Consider the following 15,785-nt stretch of genomic DNA (forward strand, 5'->3'; position numbering starts at 1 on the left):
GGCTGCGTTAGTCGTTTTATTGTTTATATGTTGCAAAGATAGTGCATTTTTCGTGATGTAACAAACAAATGTTACAATTATTAAAGTTTTTGATACATTTAATGTGGTTTTACTCCCAAAAATGCCCTATCTTTGCGCAAAATTATATAATTTGTAACATTCGTAGTGATGAATAAAAGACTGATTTTGTTGAAGACATTGGCATTTTTGGTGTGCGTAACAGCTGTCTCTCAGTTGAAGGCGGCCAGCCAATTTGTGTCGTTCCTGCCAGAGGCTGATGCCTGGCAGTTGAAGAACCTGACTGTTGGCTTGAGTCAGAAAGAGCATAGTTGTGTGCAGCTGGCAGCCAAAAATCTCTTGGTGGATTTTGAGAAAGTAACGGGGCAGAAAGCATCGCTCTCGGAGGGTGCCGCCGAGGTGCTGGTTGGTACGGTGGGGTGTAACCCGCAGATTGACCAATGGGTGAAGCAGGGTGTGCTGTCTGGTTTGAAGGGTAAGACCGAGAAGTATATCATTAAGACCATCGGCAGTCAGCTGGTGATTGCCGGTAGTGATAAGCGTGGTACGGTATATGGAATCTATGAGCTGTCGAAGCAGATAGGTGTGTCGCCATGGTATTATTGGGCCGACGTACCAGTAGAGAAGCATGCTGCTATATATATTAAGAAAGGTGAGTATACCGACGGCGAGCCTGCTGTTCGCTATCGTGGCTTATTCCTGAATGATGAGGCGCCTTGCTTGACTACATGGGTAAAGAATACTTTTGATACCAATTATGGTGGTCATCAGTTCTACGAAAAGGTGTTTGAGCTGATTCTGCGTCTGAAAGGTAACTACCTGTGGCCAGCCATGTGGGGATGGGCTTTCTATGCCGATGATCCTGAGAACCTGAAGACAGCCGATAGGATGGGTGTGATGATGGGTACGTCGCATCACGAGCCTATGGCACGTAACCACCAGGAGTATGCTCGCCATCGTAAAGAGTGGGGTGCTTGGAACTATTCTACGAATAAAGATAATCTGGATCGCTTCTTCCGTGAGGGTATCGAGCGTATGAAGAATACCGACGACATTGTGACCATTGGTATGCGTGGCGATGGTGATGAGGCTATGGGAAACGGTACTGATACGCGTTTGCTCGAGGAGATTATCAATAACCAGCGTCGTATTATTAAAGAGGTGACCAAGCGTCCGGCTAAGGAAACACCTCAGATCTGGGCCTTATATAAAGAGGTACAGGATTATTATGATGCCGGTTTGCGTGTGCCCGATGATGTAACCATTCTGCTTTGTGACGATAACTGGGGTAACGTGCGTCGTATTCCTACTGCTGAAGAAAAGAAACGTAAAGGCGGATGGGGATTGTACTACCATGTAGATTATGTGGGTGCGCCCCGTAACTCGAAGTGGATTAATGTAACGCCCATTCAGAATATGTGGGAGCAGTTGCAGCTGGCCTACAATGGTGGCATCCAGAAACTGTGGATACTGAATGTAGGTGATCTGAAGCCAATGGAGTATCCTATCCAGCTGTTTATGGATATGGCTTGGGATCCTGCTAAGTATCAGGTTGACAATCTATTGGATCACACCCGTGATTTCTGTGCCGAGAGTTTTGGTGAGGCGCATGCAGATGAGGCTGCATCAATCCTGAACCTGGTTTGCAAGTACAACGGACGTATCACCTCGGAGATGTTGGATGCACGTACCTATACCTGTGACGAGTTTGAACGTGTGGTAAACGAGTACAAGGCCTTGGAAACCCGTGCGTTGCGTTTGTTTTTAGAGTTGAAACCTGAGTGCCAGGATGCTTATCGCCAGCTTGTGCTCTTCCCTGTACAGGCCATGGGTAATATCTATGAGATGTATTATGCACAGGCCATGAACCTACAGTTGGCTAAGAATCATGATCCTGAAGCCAACGAGTGGGCCGACCGCTGTCGTCAGGCTTTTAAACGCGATTCGTTGCTGTGTAACTATTATAATAAGGTGATGGCCCGCGGTAAGTGGGATGGCATGATGATCCAGAAACATATCAGCTATCGCACATGGAACGATAACTTCCGTGCCGATGTTTGCCCACGTCTGGTTGAGGTGCCCACCCCTGTCAGCGGACCGGTATTCTCGTCCAGCGATGGTTATATCAGCATAGAGGCTGAGCATACCTATAGTCGTGAGGATGCTAAAAATGCTACTTGGACTGTGATTCCTTATATGGGTCGTACGTTGAGTGGCATCTCGCTGATGCCTTATACTGCTTCTACCGATCAGGCCAAACTGACTTATCAGTTCAAGGCTGCTGATGTAAAGACGGTAAAGGTGCATGTGGTGACAAAATCAACTCTCGACTTCCTGGATAAGGGTGGCTTGATTTACGACGTGGCTATCGATGGCAAGCAGCCCGTGGCTGTGAACTTTAATAAAGACCTGAACGAGAAGCCTGAGAATATTTACACGGTTTACTACCCAACGATTGCCAAGCGTGTGGTTGAGATGGTAGTGGAGTTGCCAGTTGATGCCAATGAGAAGGTACACACACTGACCCTTCATCCTCAGGATCCGGGCATCGTTTTCGAGAAGATTGTGATTGATCTGGGTGGTTATCAGTCGCAGTATCTGTTCGGTAAAGAGTCACAAAAAGCGTACAATTTACAATAAAAACTAACTCTATATTATTAGTTTTCTTTGTTTTCTGTAACACGGACTTTATATTTTGTAACATTTTTCTTTAATTGTTACTGAATATAAAGTTTGTGTTTCTTCTTTTTAAACCTTTTTTTACTTAAAATATGTACTTTTGCGGCCGTTTTAGTCTGTAAGTCGGAAAAGTATGTAGAATCAAAACAAGTTTTTTTTATCTCAATTAACTATAGTCAAATTATGTATCAAAATCAATCAAAATGAAACAGCTAACAAGTCTTTTGAAACGTGCTGTTCCTTCTTTGCTTCTGCTTTTCTGCTCTGCTTTCTCGCAGGCGCAGGTAGGCAGTGTTAGCATTAAGGGATCGGTCGTTGACAATGCGGGTGAGCCTCTGATTGGCGCATCGGTTGTTTTGAAGGGAAACACTGGTCAGGGTACGGTAACGGACTTTGACGGTAATTTCCAGTTGAAGGTTCCTTCTGAGAGTTCTGTTATTGTGATCTCTTATGTGGGAATGAACACTCAGGAACTGAAGGTGGGCAAGCAGCGCACTTTCAAGGTGACACTGACCGACAACACCAAGTTGACGGAAGTGGTAGTAGTTGGTTACGGCCAGCAGAAGAAAGCCTCGGTGGTAGGTGCTATTACCCAGACCACAGGTGAGGTGCTGGAGCGTGCCGGCGGTGTGAGCAACATTGGTGCTGCCCTGACAGGTAATCTGCCTGGTGTAGTAACCATGCAGTCTACTGGTATGCCAGGTGATGAGGATCCAAAGATTGTGATCCGTGGTATTTCTTCTTGGAACTCAAGCGATCCTCTTGTATTGGTGGATGGTATTGAGCGTTCACTCGGAAGTATCGACATCGCCTCTGTACAGAGCATTTCTGTACTGAAGGATGCCTCTGCTACAGCCGTGTATGGTGTGAAGGGTGCCAATGGTGTTATTCTGGTTACTACCAAACGTGGTAATGATGGTAAGGCCAAGATCGAAATCGGTATGCAGGCTACTGCCAAGGTGGTTTCACAGCTGCCTGGAAAGCTGCACTCAGCCGATGCACTGGCCGTTCGTAACCAGGCTATCGAACATGAGTTAGGTCTCACTCCTTCTTCATGGGGTAAGATTACACCAGAGGGAATCCTGAATAAGTATCGTAACCCTATCGATCAGGCAGAGCGCGAGCGCTATCCTGATGTGGATTGGCAGGACGAGCTCTTCAAGAAGATGGCTTTCTCTTACAATCCTAATGTAAACATCTCGGGTGGTACCAAGGCCGTAAAGTACTTTGCTTCGGTTGACTTCCTGCACGAGGGTGACTTGTATAGGGAGTTTGATAATAACCGTGGTTATAATGCCGGTTATGGTTTCAACCGTATCAACGTACGTTCAAACCTGGACTTCCAGATTACTAAGACAACAGTCTTGAAGTCGAACCTGTTCGGTAGTCATGGTCAGAAGAAGGGTCTGTATGGTATCGATACCGGTTCATGGTATGAGAGCCAGTTGTGGCAGGCTGCCTACAGCACACCAACAGATGCTTTCATGCCTCGTTACAGTGACGGTACATGGGGTTACTATCCCGACGACACTCAGGGTGCACATAACTCTATGCAGGATATTGCAACTGGTCATGGTTCGGCCACCAATACTACTACGCGCGTAAATACCGACTTTATCCTGGAGCAGGATCTGTCGTTCATCACACCAGGACTCCGTGCTTCGGCTACGGTATCTTGGGATAACGTGTTTGTTGAGGTGAACCGTGGTATCAACGATATGAACCACTCTACACAGACCAAGTGGATTGATCCTGAGACAGGTCTGGAGAAGTATTCTCAGCCTCAGGACAGTAAGACCAACTTCGACTACCACGAGGGTATCCTCTGGAGTACTAATGGTGGTTCTATTCAGAACTGGAACACACAGCGTAACCTGTTCTATCAGGGACAGTTGTTCTGGGGCCGTCAGTTCGGTCAGCACGATGTAACTGCCATGGGTGTATTCAACCGTACAGAGCGCACATCGGGTGGTAACTTCACTAACTATCGTGAGGACTGGGCCTTCCGTACCACTTATAATTATGGTGGCAGATATTTCTTTGAGTACAATGGTGCTTACAACGGATCAGAGAAGTTCTCAAGTGCCAACCGCTTTGCTTTCTTCAACTCAGGTGCCGTAGGTTATCTGATTAGTGAGGAGAAGTTCTTCCAGCCTTTGAAGAAGTATATCGGCATGCTGAAGTTCCGTTACTCTTATGGTGAGGTTGGTGATGACTATATCAACAGTCGTTGGCTCTATGCTACACAGTGGGCATATGGTGGTAACATTCAGCAGGGCCTGCAGACTGAGACCAGTCCTTACACATGGTATAAAGAGTCTTCTGTAGGTAACCCCGATGTACACTGGGAGAAGGCTATCAAGCAGAACTTAGGTATCGACTACTCTCTGTTGGATGGTTTGTTCGCCGGATCGATTGAAATCTTCCACGAGAAGCGTTCCGACATTCTGATTGCTGGTGCTAACCGTTCTATTCCTTCTTATTATGGTGCAACACCTGCCACTGCTAACCTGGGTCGTGTTCGTACCAAGGGTTATGAGTTGGAACTCCGTGTAAACAAGGTGCTTCATAATGGCATGCGTTTCTGGGGTAACTTCAACATGACTCATGCTGAGAATAAGATTCTGGAGTATGATGATGCTCCTGGACTGCCCGATTATCAGAAGCAGACCGGCTTTGCCATTGGTCAGGATCATGCAAACCTGACATCTGGCTATGCTAACACTTGGGACCAGGTTATCGGTATGACCGATTTCAATACCAATGATGATCAGAAACTGCCTGGATCGTACATCATCCACGACTACAATGGTGATGGTGTGATTGATTCAAACGATTCAGCTCCATATAGTCTGACTGGCACACCACAGAACACCTATAGTGCTTCTATCGGTTGGGAGTGGAAGGGCTTCAGCGTTTATATGCAGTTCTATGGCGTACGTAATGTGGTTCGTTATGTAGCCTTCAACTCTCTGCCTGGTGGAAAACTCGATACCGTATATGATGAGGGTAGCTACTGGACCGTGGATAACATGGATGCCGACGCACCTATGCCACGTTGGGGTTCTAAGCCCGACTATTACGAGGGCACACGTTTCCACTATGATGGTTCATTCATCCGTCTGAAGAATGCTGAGATTGCCTATACATTCACTCAGCCTTGGGTTAAGAAGATGGGTGCACAGAGTCTGAAGGTATTCCTGAACGGTAACAACCTCTGGGTATGGAGCCGTATGCCAGACGACCGTGAGTCGAACTTCGCTGGAACTGGTCTCGCTTCACAGGGAGCCTATCCTACTGTTAAGCGTTTTAACTTAGGTCTTAAGATCAACCTATAAAAAAAGAAAACAATGAAATTTCTAAATAAGTATATAATGATAGGTGCTGCTGCCCTGACCCTGAGTCTGGGTATGACTTCGTGCACCGACTATTTGGACAAAGCCCCAGAATCAGATATCTCTGATACTGATGCCTATAAGGATTTCCATAACTTCCAGGGCTTTGTAGAGGAATTATACTATTGTCAGCCTGATCCTACCAACGGTTACTGGACTAACTCTTGGAACTGGGGCGAGGACGAGATTATGAACATCAATGTGAACTATCACATGTGTTATAAGGTTGACCAGGGTGACTTCTGGGGATGGCAGAGTGAATTCGACGGATGGCAGTCTGGTTGGATGGATCGTGCTAGCAATGAGACAACCAGTGCTAATGGTCCCGACCGTTTCAAGCACTCTTTGTGGCCTTTGGCGTGGTATGGTATCCGCAAGGCTAACATGGGTATCGAGAATCTGGATAAGATCACCGCTACTAAGGAGGAGAAAGATCTGATTGCCGGTCAGCTTTACTTCTTCCGTGGTTGGTTCCACTTCATGTTGATGCAGTACTTTGGTGGTCTGCCTTATATCGATTCTGTTCTTCCAGCTGGTGAGAAGCTTACTTTGCCTCGTCTCTCTTATGCCGAGTGCGCTGAGAAGGCTGCTGCCGACTTCCGTAAGGCTGCCGACCTGCTGCCTGTTGACTGGGATAAGACTACTGTAGGACGTGTAACTGCAGGTAAGAACCAGTTGCGTGTTACTAAGATTGCTGCCCTCGGTTATCTGGGTAAGGATCTGTTGTGGGCTGCCAGTCCTTTGATGAACGAGGAGTCGACAGGTGCTACTACCTATAATAAGGACTTTGCTAAGCGTGCTGCTGAGGCATTTGGTGAGCTGCTGAACATTGTTGATGGTGGTAACACACAGTTCGGTCTGATTCCATTCGACGAGTACTCTGAGAACTTCGTGACAATGGATGGTTCAGGTAAGATGCCTGGACAGAATAAGGATAATACCATCACCGAGGCTATCTTCCGTGGTCCTACCTATGGTTCTGGTTGGGGTTGCTCGGCCTGGGGACAGGTAAAGTGCTATGGTGGTATGGATATCAACGACAGTGGTGTAACCTTTATGCCAACTGCCAACTATGTAAACTACTATGGTATGGCTAACGGTCTGCCTTTGGATGATAGCGATTCTCAGTTTGATAAGACTCATCCTTGGAAGGACCGCGACCCACGTTTCTATCATGACATCAAGTATGATGGCTGTCAGATGATTGTAAAGGAAGACGACGGTTTCAAGGATTGGCGTTATGCTGACATGCAGACCAATGGTAAATATCGTGATGAGTTCCGTGGAACCCGTACAGGTTACTTTAACTATAAGTTCGTTTCTACCAAGTGTAACAAGGTGGACGATGGTTATGGATGGTCGCCACAGATTCACATGCATATCCCCTGGATGCGTTTGTCGGATGTATACCTGATGTATGCTGAGGCTGCTGCCGAGGCTACTGGTAGTGCTACAGGTTCTGTAGGTTGCAAGCTGACTGCTGTTGACGCAGTAAACAAGGTGCGCGAGCGTGCTGGCGTAGCTGCTGTTGCCGATAAGAACACTGCTTCACTCGACAATTTCATGAGCGAGGTTCGTCGTGAGCGTGCTGTAGAGCTCTCGTTCGAGGGACACCGTTTCAACGACTTGCGCCGTTGGCTCCTCCTGGATAAGTATCCTTATAACATCAAGACATCACAGGAATTCTTGCGTGTAGGCGATATGAATGTGGATGATCCTACAAAGAACACTGTTGCAGAATGGAGCGAGAAGGTGATTCTGAAGCGTAATTTCTCTAAGAAGCACTACTGGCTGCCACTTAAGAAATCGGATACAACACTTTATCCTGAGTTTGGTCAGAATCCAGGATGGTAAGATCATCAATACTATTATTTATAAGAACATTGATTTATGAAACATATAATTAAGAATATTGCACTTGGCGCCGCTCTGCTGCCTGTAGCAGCAGTGGCACAGACAGAGAAGGAATATACCGACTCTGTGGCAAGTCAGGTGAATGTGGCCTTCCGCACAGTCAACGAGGCTGATCTGATGGGAGGTGTTTCAACTGTCAATATGATAGAGCAGGCCAAGAAGGACTATACAACCTATAGTCTGGATGGTATGGATGCTTTGGTTGGCGGTTATAACGGACAGCTTTGGAATCAGGGTGAGGCCTTGGTGCTTGTTGATGGTGTGCCCCGTGATGCCAACAATGTACTGCCCACCGAGATTGAGCAGATTACCTTCCTGAAGGCCGCTTCGGCAGTAGTGCTCTATGGTAGCCGTGCTGCAAAAGGTGTGATTCTGATTACTACCAAGCATGGTCGTAACGACGGTCTGAATGTAAGTGTTCGTGGTAATGCTTCGCTCTATGTTCCAAAGAGCTATCCTAAGTATCTGGGATCGGCTGCTTATATGGAGCTTTATAACGAGGCTCTGCAGAACGATGGTAAGGCTGCCGTTTACTCTGAGGATGATATCTATCACTATGCCTCTAATGAGAATCCCTACCGTTATCCAAACATCAACTTTTTTGATAGCCAGTATATTAAAAAGACCTATCAGCGTTACGATGGTACAGCTGAGTTCTCTGGTGGTGGTCGTCTGGCTCACTTCTATGCCAATATCGGTTTGTCGAATGTTGGTAGCCTGATGAACTTCGGCGAGGGTAAGAACAATCATACCACTCGTTTGAATGTTCGTGGTAACATCGACCTGCGTCTGAATGACTGGATTGACGGTTATGTAAACGCCAATGCCACATTCTACGATGCCCGTAACGATAATAGTAACTTCTGGAGTGAGTCGGCTACTATGCGTCCTACCAGTCAGTATCCTTTGGTGCCATTCATCCCCATCTCGTATGTGGAGGAAGCTGATGCTGTAACGCTGAAGACCATTCAGAACTCTAACTATATCATCGATGGTAAGTACTTCCTTGGTGGTACTCAGTCGCAGCAGACTAACCCATTCGCAGCTATGTATGCAGCAGGTTACAACAAGTACACCTCTCGTCAGATGCAGTTTGATATGGGCATGAACTTCGACTTGAACAGTCTGGTAAAGGGCCTGAAGTTGAAGACCAAGTTCGCTGTTGACTACCACACACAGTATAACACCTCTATCAACAACGAGTATGCTGTTTACGAGGCTAAATGGAATAATTACTCTAGTGAGGATCTGATCACATCGATTACCAAGTATGGTACAGATAAGCGCACTGGTACTCAGAACCTCAGCGACAGTCATGACAAGCAGCTCATCCTGATGCAGGCTCAGCTCGACTACGACCGCTCGTTTGGTGACCACAACCTCAACGCTACATTGTTGGCTCACGGCTATCAGATTAGTGAGGATGGTAAGTATCACCGTACCAGCAATGCTAACCTTGGCTTGCAGTTGGCTTATAACTATGCTCATACTTATTATGCAGACCTCTCAATGGCTGCCATTCACTCAGCTAAACTGGCAGAGGGTCATCGTGAGGCCATCTCTCCAGTAGTATCACTGGGCTGGCGCTTGAAGAACGAGAGCTTCCTGCGTAATGTGAAGGCTGTAGATGATCTGAAGCTGACCGCTTCGTATGGTATCATCAATCAGGACCTTGATATCGAGAAGTACTATATGTACGACTACGTTTTCACTGCTACCGGTACATGGTGGGGATGGAACGAGGTTGCTAACTCTATGCAGACCAGCGATTCGCAGCAGGGTTCTAACTATAACCTCGGCTTCATTAAGCGTAAGGAGTTCCGTGCTGGTCTGACTGGTTCGTTGTGGGAAGGCGCATTGAAGTTCGATGCCAACTTCTTCACCACTTCAACAAACGGTCTGCTGACAACAGCTTCGACTATCTATCCAAGCTACTTCCAGACTTACTGGCCTGTATCTACTTTCCTGGCTAACACCAACTACAACAATCAGCGTCGTACTGGTGTTGACCTGACCTTGAACGTACATCAGAAGTTTGGTGAGTTTGATACTAACTTCGGTGTTTCGGCTATGTACTATACTTCGAAGAACACTAAGTGGGACGAGAACGTAGAGTACGACTGGTTGAAGGCTGAGGGACAGAGCATCGAGGCTATGCGTGGTTACGAGTGCCTTGGCTTCTTCAAGGATGCCGACGATGTAGCTAACTCTGCAAAGATTAATAACAACACCAAGCCTGGCGACCTGAAGTATAAGGACCAGAATGGTGATGGTATCATCGACTCTAAGGACCAGGTGGTAATCGGTAAGTGGACTGCTCCATTCCAGATGGGTGTACACTTCACTGTAAAGTATAAGGACTTTACCCTCTTTGCTCAGGGTTCTGGCACCTTTGGTGGCAATGGCCTGAAGAATGGCAAGGATACGTGGGTATATGGCGACGGCAAATACTCGGATGTAGTGCTGAACCGTTGGACTCCAGAGACAGCCTCTACGGCTACTTATCCTCGTCTGACCACAGAGAGTGGCGACCTGAACTTCGTCGCTTCTGACTTCTGGAAGTACTCTACTTCTGCATTCCGTCTGAACAAGGTTCAGCTCACTTATGATCTGCCTCAGTCAATCTTCGCTGGCGATTCATTCGTGAAGGGTGTTTCTGTATATGTAAGTGGCAGCAATCTGCTGACTATTGCCAAAGAGCGCAAGTATATGGAACTGAACGTAGGTACTGCTCCTCAGACACGTATGTATAATCTTGGTGTGAAGGTAAATCTCTAAAGATAAGATAAATATGAAAAAGATTATTAATATATTGACTCTGGCCGCAGTATCGGTAGCATTCACATCATGTGATGACCTGTTTGAGCCTGCTATTGAAAACAACCTCGGTCTGGACTATATGTATGAAAACCCTCAGTACGCTGAAGGCGTATTGGGTAATGCTTATACACGTATCCCCTGCGCTGACTTCCCATTCAGCGAGGTGGCTACCGACGATGCTGTGAGCAATGACGCTACAAACGACTGGCGTAAGATTGCTTCAGGTACATGGACTTCGAACGAGAACCCATCAGAGCGTTGGCGTAACTGCCGTGCTGCCATCATGTATCTCAACCTGTTCCTGGCTAATGCCGACAAGGTGAACTGGGCTAATGACGAGATGGCTTCGCGTATGTTTAACGACCGTGAGAAGGGTGAGGCCTATGGTATGCGTGCCATGTATATGTACTATCTGTTGCAGGCTCATGGTGGTATGACTGCCGATGGTCAGTTGCTGGGTGTGCCCATCGTAACTGAGCCCGAGGATGCAAGTAGCGAGTTCAATCTGCCACGTAACACTTTTGCAGAGTGCCTGCAGGCCATCTATGATGACTGCGACCGTGCTTTGGAATTGTTGCCTACTAATTATAAGGATATTAAGAATGCCAGTGAGATACCTTCAAAGTATCAGGGTGCAAACGTTGGTCAGTACAACCGCGTGTTCGGTGCTAACTTCCAGCTCCGTATGTCGGGTGCCATCGTTGAGGCTTTCCGTTCTAAGGCTGCTCTGCTGGCTGCCAGCCCTGCTTTCGAAAAGTCGGGCGCTACCATGGCTCAGGCTGCCGATTATGCTGCAGTAGTTCTGGACCGCATTGGTGGTGTAGCTGGTATGGATCCTAATGGTTGGACCTGGTACTGCAACAATGAGATTGATGCCCTCTCAGCTGGTCAGCTGCCAAAGGAAATCCTTTGGAGAGGTGAGGTAGAGAAGAGCGGTAGCAACGACCGCGAGGCTGATATGTTCCCTCCATCACTCTATGGTAAGGGTCGTATCAATCCTACTCAGAACTTCGTCAATGCCTTCCCAATGGCCAACGGTTATCCTATCGACAACGAAAAGAGTGGATTCAATGCTGCTAATCCTTATGCAGGTCGTGATCCTCGTCTGACTGCGTACGTTGTTTATGATGGCAACGGTGCAGGTAAGGATAACACAGCTATCAACACTACAGTGGATGATTCACAGAACCGTGATGGTTTGAACAACGAGGTTGGTTCTTCTACCCGTACAGGTTACTATATGCGTAAGCTGTTGCGTCAGGAGATTAACCTTGATCCCTCGGCAAAAACCACACAGAAGCACTACAATGCTCGTATCCGCTTTACCGAGATCTTCCTGAACTATGCTGAAGCTGCCAACGAGGCTTGGGGCCCAACAGGTAAGGGTAACCACAGCTATAGTGCTTACGACATCATCAAGGCTTTGCACGAGCGTGCTGGTGTGGGTAACGACTATCTGGAGAGCATTAAGAACGACAAGGATAAGATGCGCGAGCTGATCCGTAACGAGCGTCGTATTGAGCTGAGCTTCGAGGGCTTCCGTTTCTGGGATCTTCGTCGTTGGAAGGCTAACCTGACAGAGCCCGCTAAGGGTATCAGCATTAAGACCGTTGATGGTAAGAAGACCTATACCACCATCGAGGTTGATAAGCGCGACTATAAGGACTACATGATCTATGGTCCTGTACCTTACTCTGAGATGCTGAAGTTCGATGAGTTGAAGCAGAACCAGGGCTGGTAATAAAACAATGTAAAACTAAAAAGAAAAAAGAAAATGAAACGAATATATGCATTCATTTGTGGAATCTGCGCGCTGAGTGCTTTCACATCTTGTGAAAACAAGGAGGTGGAGTTTGACGACTTTGACTATCAGACCGTCTACTTTGCCAAGCAGACTCCTATCAGAACGATTGTACTGGGTGACAATGTTTATCCTACAGAACTTGACAACCAGCATCAGTTCGAGGTATATGCCACTGTAGGTGGTGTATGGAAGAACCGTCAGGATCGTACCATTCAGGTGGCAGTGGATAACTCATTGGTTACCGGCAAGACCTTCGAGAATGGTTCACCTGTCCAGGCTTTGCCCGAGGATTATTATGAGTTGTTGAGCAATACACTGACCATTCCTTATGGAAAGGTTATGGGTGCAGTGAAGGTTCAGCTCACTGATAAGTTCTTTGAAGATGCCAAGGCTACAAGTCTGAATTATGTACTGCCTTTGCGTATTGTAGACGCTAAGGACTCGGTACTGACTGGTAAGGACTATATCCTTTACGGTTTGAAGTATATCAACAAATATACAGGCGCATGGATTAGTCATGGTACTGATGAGATTGATCTGAATGGTGTGAAGTCGACCGAGACACGTGAGGCTGAGTACCTGGAGAAGAACGAGATCCGCTACCTTACTACCGAAGGTCTGGCAGTAAGCAACTACTCTGTTCCTACAACAGTAGAGGCTTACAGATATGATGATGCTGCGAAAGCGTATAAGAAGACCATCGTATCACTGCCATGTAACCTCAAGCTGACCTTTGGTCAGGACGAGAGCTGCACAGTAGTTCCTACTACTGCTGGCTGCACCGGTTCTGGTTCAGGTAAGTGGACTTTGAAGGGCGCTAAGAATGCATGGGGTGGTAAGGATCGCGACGAGATCGTGCTCAACTATACCATCGATTATGAGTACACTGACTATGATCCCAATAACAATTGGGCTGCTGTTCAGCGTCATAAGATTGTGAAGAGCGCTGATACGCTGGTTATGCGTGATCGTCAGACCAAGCTCGAAACTTTCGTAGTAAAATAAAAAATAATTCTGAAAGATTATGAAACGTAATATTTCAAATATCATCTGTGGTGTTGTCGCCGTCTGTGGCCTCGCTTCATGTGCCGACACAGACATGATCAACATCTTTAAGGATAAGACTAAGAATCTGAAGGACTATGAGTACCTGAATGATTACGATGCGCTTAAAACATTTTCTAACCCTAAGGCTTCTCCCAATTTCAAGTTGGGAGTGGCCTTGGAGGCAGATGACTATAATGCCAACGGTCTTGTTACACGTCTGGCTAATGCCAACTTCATGGAGCTGACAGCAGGAAATGCAATGAAAATGGCTTCGTGTGTGGATGAGAATGGTAATCTGAACTTCGAGAATGTTCAGGCATTTGTTGATAATGCTGAGGCCAATGGTGTGTCGGTTTATGGTCACACACTGGCTTGGCATGCTCAGCAGCCCCTGAAGTGGTTGGAGAAGCTGCTCAAAGATAAGGAGCTCGACATCGATCCTAATGCGAAGCTTGAGAAGGAAGACTATTCTGGTGACTTTGTGGGCATGTCAAAGTTCCCTTATTTTGTGATGGGTTATGAACCATCTATTGTTAATGGCTGTCTGCATTCAGAGAACCCTGGTTCATGGTATCAGTATTTTATTGCTGATGGTATTTCTATCCCAGCCGATGGCAATTATACTGCTATTGTAAAGGTCAAAGGTTCTGTTGCAAATGATGGTCTTACCCTGAACTGTGGCTGGGGCTGGGGCTCTGGCGAGTCAGCTTCGGGTAAACTGAAGATTACAACAGACTGGACTGAGCAGAAGGTCGACTTTACCGGAATTCCTGGTGGAAAGAAGTGTAACCTTGTACTTCAGCCTGGTAGCTATGACGGTACTCTTGATATTCAGACCGTTCGTCTGGTTCATTACGAATCACCTGCTATCGAGGTTGCAGTTAACGATTATGATTACTCGTTCAAGGATGTTAGTAAGTTCCCATATTATGTGATGGGTTACGAGCCAACAATTGTTAATGGCTGTCTGCATTCAGAGAACCCAGGTTCATGGTATCAGTACTTCATTGCTGATAACATTCCGCATCCTATCGAGGGTACTTATGTTGCAACCGTACGTGTAAAAGCTTCAAAGGCTGGCAGCATGGCTCTTAATATGGGCTGGGGCTGGGGCTCTGGCGAATCTGCATCTGGAACTTTGAAGGTTGATACAGAATGGAAGGATGTGAAGGTTACCTATGATAATATCCCTGCCAAGTCATGTAACCTGGTACTCCAGCCTGGTAGCTTCGATGGTGTTATTGACATCGCATCGGTGAAGGTTGACCACATCGTAAAGATGAACACACTGCCTCTGACAGAGAAAGAGAAGAAGGATACACTGACTTATGCTCTGGATAAGTGGATCGGTGGTATCATGACTGCTTGTGATGGTAAGGTAAAGGCTTGGGACGTAGTAAACGAGGCTCTCTCAAGCGGACATGCCGATGCTGAGGGCGTATATGCTTTGCAGCACCTGAAGGATCAGGAAGATCCAGAAAAGGCTGCAACCGAGAGCTTCTTCTGGCAGGATTATCTGGGCGATATCGACTATGTTCGTACTGCCGTTAAGCTGGCTCGCAAGTATGGTCCACAGGATATGAAGCTCTTCATCAACGACTATAACCTTGAGGCTGCTTGGGATCAGAACAACAAGGCCAAGAGTCTGGTTGCTTGGATTAAGCGTTGGGAGGCTGACGGCGAGACCAAGATTGATGGTATCGGTAGTCAGATGCACGTAACCTGCAGCATGAATGCCGACAAGCAGAAGGCTAATGAAGAGGCTGTTGTGAACATGCTGAACATTCTGGCTGGTAGCAAGAAGCTGGTTAAGATCTCTGAGCTTGATATGGGTTGCGAGGATGAAGCCGGCAATGTTATTAAGACAGAGAATATGACCGAGGAGCAGCATAAGGCTATGTCTGCTTACTATAAGTTCATCATCGAGAAGTACTTTGAGATTATCCCTGCTGACCAGCAGTATGGTATCTGCCAGTGGTGCATTACCGATGCTCCAACTAACTCAGGTTGGCGCAAGGGTGAGCCTGTAGGTCTCTGGGATCTCGATTATAACCGTAAACATACCTACGGCGGATTTGCTGATGGTTTGAACGGTAAATGATATTGTT

At 46.8% G+C, this 15,785-nt stretch carries 7 protein-coding genes; all 7 read left to right on the forward strand.

Going from position 1 to position 15,785, the window contains the following annotated elements; translation table 11 throughout:
* Positions 1 to 168 precede the first annotated feature (168 nt).
* The 7 genes from T499_RS0107215 (at position 169) to T499_RS0107245 (ending at position 15,778) form a co-directional block, all read left to right on the forward strand.
* Positions 169 to 2,658 (forward strand): glycosyl hydrolase 115 family protein, encoded by a 2,490-nt coding sequence (locus T499_RS0107215; protein WP_033150394.1) that lies wholly within the window; start codon positions 169 to 171, stop codon positions 2,656 to 2,658.
* A gap of 242 nt (positions 2,659 to 2,900) precedes the next feature.
* The gene (locus tag T499_RS0107220; protein ID WP_033150395.1) at positions 2,901 to 6,035 is read left to right on the forward strand and encodes a SusC/RagA family TonB-linked outer membrane protein; all 3,135 of its coding nucleotides are present in this window, start codon (positions 2,901 to 2,903) and stop codon (positions 6,033 to 6,035) included.
* 12 nt (positions 6,036 to 6,047) lie between these two features.
* Complete coding sequence (locus T499_RS0107225) at positions 6,048 to 7,946, forward strand: RagB/SusD family nutrient uptake outer membrane protein (protein WP_033150396.1); 1,899 nt, start codon at positions 6,048 to 6,050, stop codon at positions 7,944 to 7,946.
* Positions 7,947 to 7,982: 36 nt separating this feature from the next.
* Entirely contained in the window at positions 7,983 to 10,784 is a 2,802-nt protein-coding gene (locus T499_RS0107230) for a SusC/RagA family TonB-linked outer membrane protein (RefSeq protein ID WP_033150397.1), read from the forward strand.
* A gap of 13 nt (positions 10,785 to 10,797) precedes the next feature.
* Complete coding sequence (locus T499_RS0107235; protein WP_033150398.1) at positions 10,798 to 12,567, forward strand: RagB/SusD family nutrient uptake outer membrane protein; 1,770 nt, start codon at positions 10,798 to 10,800, stop codon at positions 12,565 to 12,567.
* A gap of 33 nt (positions 12,568 to 12,600) precedes the next feature.
* Positions 12,601 to 13,635, forward strand: coding sequence for a DUF5627 domain-containing protein (locus T499_RS0107240; protein WP_033150399.1), 1,035 nt, complete (start codon positions 12,601 to 12,603; stop codon positions 13,633 to 13,635).
* A 19-nt stretch (positions 13,636 to 13,654) separates the two neighbouring features.
* Positions 13,655 to 15,778 (forward strand): endo-1,4-beta-xylanase, encoded by a 2,124-nt coding sequence (locus T499_RS0107245; RefSeq protein WP_033150400.1) that lies wholly within the window; start codon positions 13,655 to 13,657, stop codon positions 15,776 to 15,778.
* Positions 15,779 to 15,785: the final 7 nt, after the last annotated feature.

Origin of the sequence: Prevotella sp. RM4 (assembly GCF_000701965.1) — a bacterium.
GTDB lineage: Bacteria > Bacteroidota > Bacteroidia > Bacteroidales > Bacteroidaceae > Prevotella > Prevotella ruminicola.

Bases quoted from the DNA above. Each gene is read 5' to 3' on its own strand.
- T499_RS0107215 (WP_033150394.1), top strand. From the start codon at position 169: ATGAATAAAAGACTGATTTTGTTGAAGACATTGGCATTTTTGGTGTGC.
- T499_RS0107220 (WP_033150395.1), top strand. From the start codon at position 2,901: ATGAAACAGCTAACAAGTCTTTTGAAACGTGCTGTTCCTTCTTTGCTT.
- T499_RS0107225 (WP_033150396.1), top strand. From the start codon at position 6,048: ATGAAATTTCTAAATAAGTATATAATGATAGGTGCTGCTGCCCTGACC.
- T499_RS0107230 (WP_033150397.1), top strand. From the start codon at position 7,983: ATGAAACATATAATTAAGAATATTGCACTTGGCGCCGCTCTGCTGCCT.
- T499_RS0107235 (WP_033150398.1), top strand. From the start codon at position 10,798: ATGAAAAAGATTATTAATATATTGACTCTGGCCGCAGTATCGGTAGCA.
- T499_RS0107240 (WP_033150399.1), top strand. From the start codon at position 12,601: ATGAAACGAATATATGCATTCATTTGTGGAATCTGCGCGCTGAGTGCT.
- T499_RS0107245 (WP_033150400.1), top strand. From the start codon at position 13,655: ATGAAACGTAATATTTCAAATATCATCTGTGGTGTTGTCGCCGTCTGT.